This window comes from Fannyhessea sp. (genome assembly GCF_986145555.1).
In genome coordinates this window covers 1-3,939 of record NZ_CFRCNA010000049.1, presented here as the reverse complement: position 1 = coordinate 3,939, position 3,939 = coordinate 1, and the positions used below count along the sequence as shown (strand labels likewise).

Annotated in this window: 4 protein-coding genes and 1 pseudogene; 4 read left to right on the top strand and 1 reads right to left on the bottom strand. The window is 39.9% G+C overall.

Going from position 1 to position 3,939, the window contains the following annotated elements; genetic code table 11:
• The 4 genes and pseudogenes from AC5GD6_RS06130 to AC5GD6_RS06115 form a co-directional block, all read left to right on the top strand.
• Positions 1–406 (top strand): annotated as a pseudogene (locus tag AC5GD6_RS06130) (NADP-dependent phosphogluconate dehydrogenase); the annotation flags it as partial.
• Positions 407–503: 97 nt separating this feature from the next.
• Complete coding sequence (locus AC5GD6_RS06125) at positions 504–944, top strand: PTS sugar transporter subunit IIA (RefSeq protein ID WP_464395213.1); 441 nt, start codon at positions 504–506, stop codon at positions 942–944.
• 14 nt (positions 945–958) lie between these two features.
• Entirely contained in the window at positions 959–2,281 is a 1,323-nt protein-coding gene (locus AC5GD6_RS06120; RefSeq protein ID WP_464395214.1) for a PTS ascorbate transporter subunit IIC, read from the top strand.
• Positions 2,282–2,388: 107 nt separating this feature from the next.
• Complete coding sequence (locus tag AC5GD6_RS06115; RefSeq protein WP_311443963.1) at positions 2,389–2,664, top strand: PTS sugar transporter subunit IIB; 276 nt, start codon at positions 2,389–2,391, stop codon at positions 2,662–2,664.
• A 138-nt stretch (positions 2,665–2,802) separates the two neighbouring features.
• Here AC5GD6_RS06115 and AC5GD6_RS06110 read toward each other — a convergent pair whose 3' ends face one another.
• Entirely contained in the window at positions 2,803–3,642 is an 840-nt protein-coding gene (locus AC5GD6_RS06110) for a DeoR/GlpR family DNA-binding transcription regulator (RefSeq protein ID WP_464397651.1), read from the bottom strand.
• Positions 3,643–3,939: the final 297 nt, after the last annotated feature.

Below are 3,939 nucleotides of genomic sequence, written 5' to 3'. Positions count from 1 at the left end.
TTTTTCTTTACTGCAAGCCGCGTCAGATACCTATCAGTGGAATCTTGATTTGGGTAACATTGCGCTTTTATGGCGCGAAGGTTGCATTATTCGTGCGGTATTTCTTGAGCGTATTAAGCGCGCTTATGATGAGGGTAAGGTTGTTAACCTTATGCTGACCGATGAGTTTAAAGACGAAATAAAATCCTCTGTTGCAGCGTGGAGACGTGTAGTGATTGCAGGTATTGGTGCAGGATTGTATGTTCCTACCATTGCAAATTCGCTGCTTTATTTTGATGGCTACACCTCGGAAAAGCTTCCGGCAAATCTTTGCCAAGCTCAGCGCGATTGGTTTGGCGCTCATACATTTAAGCGTGTTGATAAGCCGCGTAGTGAGTCGTTCCATCACGTTTGGGAGCAGATGTAAGCTTTATTACAATAAGCAGAAATGGTTTTGGTGCGTTAATGCGGTAATTTGATGTATGAAAATCAAAATGAATCTTATAGGATGAAAGAGCAGCTCAGTGTACTTTTCAAGTGATTATATACAGTTAAAGATAGACGCTCAAGATTGGCAGGACTCATTAAGGCTTGCTGCTGTCCCCTTATTAAAACATGGTGATATTGATAAGGCATATATCGACCACATGATAGATGCTGTTAAAACTTTAGGGCCATATATAGTGATTGCGCCAGGTCTTGCCCTAGGTCATGCTCGGCCTGATAAGAGTGTGCACAATACAGCAATTGCTATTGCAACGTTGGATCATCCAGTTAATTTTGGGAGTTCTGCAAACGATCCAGTTGACATTATTGTTGTACTGGCAGCAAAAGACAACAATTCTCATATAGCACTGTTGCAAAAAATTGTTGCGTTGCTTAATCAAGAGCATGGCTTTGAGCTTATAAGAGGAGCTCAAACGCAAACAGATAAAGAAAAAATTGCTCAATTATTAAACGAGTAAGGCAGGTGTGAAGCATGGATACTTTAAACATAGTTGTGTATCAATTGCTTACAAACCAAGTTATCTTCATGGGTCTTATTGCGATAATTGGTTTGCTATTACAAAAGAAGAAAATGCCTCAGGTTATAGACGGTGTAGTTAAAACAGTTGTAGGCTTGTTAGTATTATCTAGCGGTGCGGGGATTATTTTTACTTCACTTTCTGAAGTTGTAAGTGCACTTAACAAGAGCTTGGGTGTCTCTGGAACTCTTCCTATTAACGATGCGGCAGGTGCAATGGTTTTAACAATGGAAGGTTTTAGCCGTAATGCCGTGTTAATATTTCTCTTTGCTTTTCTCTTGCACCTGGTAATCGTGAGATTATTGCCTAATAAAGATTTTAAAAATGTTTATCTGACGGCACATCTTGCTTTGTATCATGCATGCTTTATGGCTGTGTGTCTTCCAGTGGTATTAGCAACTGAAAACACGTTTATAATTGTTGCGGTTGGAAGCATTATCAATGCTATTTATTATGCTATTTCTCCGGCTATAACCAGAAAACTTGCCAGAGAGTGGACAAAAGATGTAATTACATTAGGTTTTATGGATCAAGTTGGATCGCTGATTGCCCATTTTGTTGGGCGCTGGGTTGGTTCGAGCAATCCTGATGAAGACGCTGATAAGCTTAAACTTCCTGTTTGGGCATCAATGTTTCGTGATAATACCGTTGTACTGTTCTTTTTGATGCCGATTATTTTTGTGGGTATGGGTTTGGCAGTTGGCCAAGAAGGAATTCAAGCGCTTGCAGGTACGGGTCCTGAAGCTACCAATTGGATTTTGTGGCTAATTATAAAGGCTTGGACATTTTCTGCTGGTATAGTCATACTTTTACAAGGTGTTCGTATGTTTGTTGGCTCTATCATACCTGCGTTTAAAGGAATTTCTGATAAGTTTTTGCCTGGAGCAGTACCCGCATTAGATGCGCCTACCTTTTATCCGTATTCTCCAATGGGTGGTATGTTTGGATTTTTGGGCTCTTCAATCGGTGCAATTATGGTTTGCCTTCTTACAATTATTGCCCATGCCCCAATTATTGTTTTTCCTTCGCCGATCATTATGTATTTTGACGGTAATGTAATGGGTGTATTTGGAAATAAAGCAGGAGGGTGGAAAGGTGCTATAGCTGCTGGTTTTATTACAGGTGCTATAACTTCTGCAGCTGCAATTCTGTTTTATCCGCTTACGGGTGTTATGTTTGGTTCGGGCGTAACCTGGTCAAATATTGACTACGCTTTGGTTTGGATGCCACTTATGTATATTTTTAAGTTCTTACGCATGGTATTCATGGGTGCATAATGTCCAGAAACTTAATGTGTAAGTTATTCGGCTGTATTGCAATTTTTCGGCCTTACGTTCATAACAATGGGTAGTTGATTTACAAGTGTTTTGCCAGGAGGTTTAAAGTGAAAATTTTTGCGGTATGTGGCTTTGGTGTGGGTTCAAGCGTAATTGCAAAAATGAATATTGAACAAATCATTGCTAATCGTAATTTAAATGATATAGAAGTTGATACGGTAGATCTTGGCAGTGTTCAAGGTGTTGATGCTGATCTGTTTGTAACCACACATGAAATGTATGAGAATTTTCCTGATGAATTAAAGCCTAAGACGGTGGCGGTTGATAATTTTGTTGAAATTAACAGCCTCGAGGAAGTCCTTTTGCCTTATTTGTGCAAATAAAGATAAGCTCAGATAAGTGCCTGTCTAGCAAAGCTTTTTTGTTAGATAGGCACTTTCTGTTTTAGAGATTGCGTACACTTTTACAGTTAAGTAAAAAAAGGTATGCACATCTAATTTAGGCTCAGATAAATAGAGAGGTTATAAGCGAGTATGCTCATCTATGTGCTCGTCATTAATGCCGCTGCCTATATTCACCTGAATAACTTCGATGCCCGATTTTTCAATATCAGCAATAGATTGTGCGTCCGCAAACTCATCGGTTACGAGCACATCTATGGTTTTTGAAGCTGCTACAAAAAAGTTTGAATCACGGAATATTTTTCGATGGTCGGCAACAACAATAACTTTTCCTTTGGTGTGCTCAATCATTAAACGATTAACGTTAGTTTCACCTGCGTTGCTGGTAGTTATACCGTTTTTTAAGCTTAGCCCCGAGCAGCCAATAATGGCAACATCGGCAATCACTCGTTTTACAGCGGTTTCGGCAACTTCTCCCGTCAGAGCCTCTTTTGGCAGACGAAGCTCTCCGCCTGTGATAATAACGGTTGACGCTGGGTTAAGTGAGTCTTTGTGAATTTGTTCGTGGATACGTAGATTGTTAGTTACCACGTTCACTCTTTTTGTTTGCAAATAGTCAAGCGCATAGAGGGCAGTCGAACTGGTGTTAATAAAAACCGTGTCTTTGTTGCGCACAAAGTTTGCCGCCATTTTGCCTATAGAGATTTTTATCTTCTCGATGCTGGTGTTTGTTGGTTTGGCGTCTTTAAAGCGATAGTGCTCACTCAACGTAGCATAGCCGTGTTTGTGAACCAACACGCCCATTTTTTCGAGCGCCACCAAGTCGCGACGCATGGTCATGGGGGAAACACAACAATGTGCGGCAAGCGCGCTTACCGAAATTGTATGGTCAGGTGCTTGGTGAAGTGTTTCTTCTATAACAGCGCGCCGCGCGTTAATGAGTTTAGAGGAGTTTTTCATGAGCATCACCATCCTTACGTCTACGTGTATTGCTGTGCTAACTATGGTTTTTTAGATGTAATTTATTTTGTAGTGGTTAAACGTTCAAGACCTGCGTTTGAGCGATTTATAACTTATATTATGAGCGAAAAACATTCGTAAACAACAAATAATGTGAATAAAAACATCATATAAGAGTTAAACAATCATAAAAACACATTGTCTGCATATTTAAACGTTCATATAATTAAGCTAATTTCATCAAGAGAAAGGAATGCATATGAGTGCTATCGATGAGATTACGAGAGATTCGTGGCT

What these genes read in the sequence shown, in the direction of transcription:
- AC5GD6_RS06120 (WP_464395214.1), top strand. Translation starts at nt 959, where the DNA reads ATGGATACTTTAAACATAGTTGTGTATCAATTGCTTACAAACCAAGTT.
- AC5GD6_RS06110 (WP_464397651.1), bottom strand. Translation starts at nt 3,642, where the DNA reads ATGAAAAACTCCTCTAAACTCATTAACGCGCGGCGCGCTGTTATAGAA.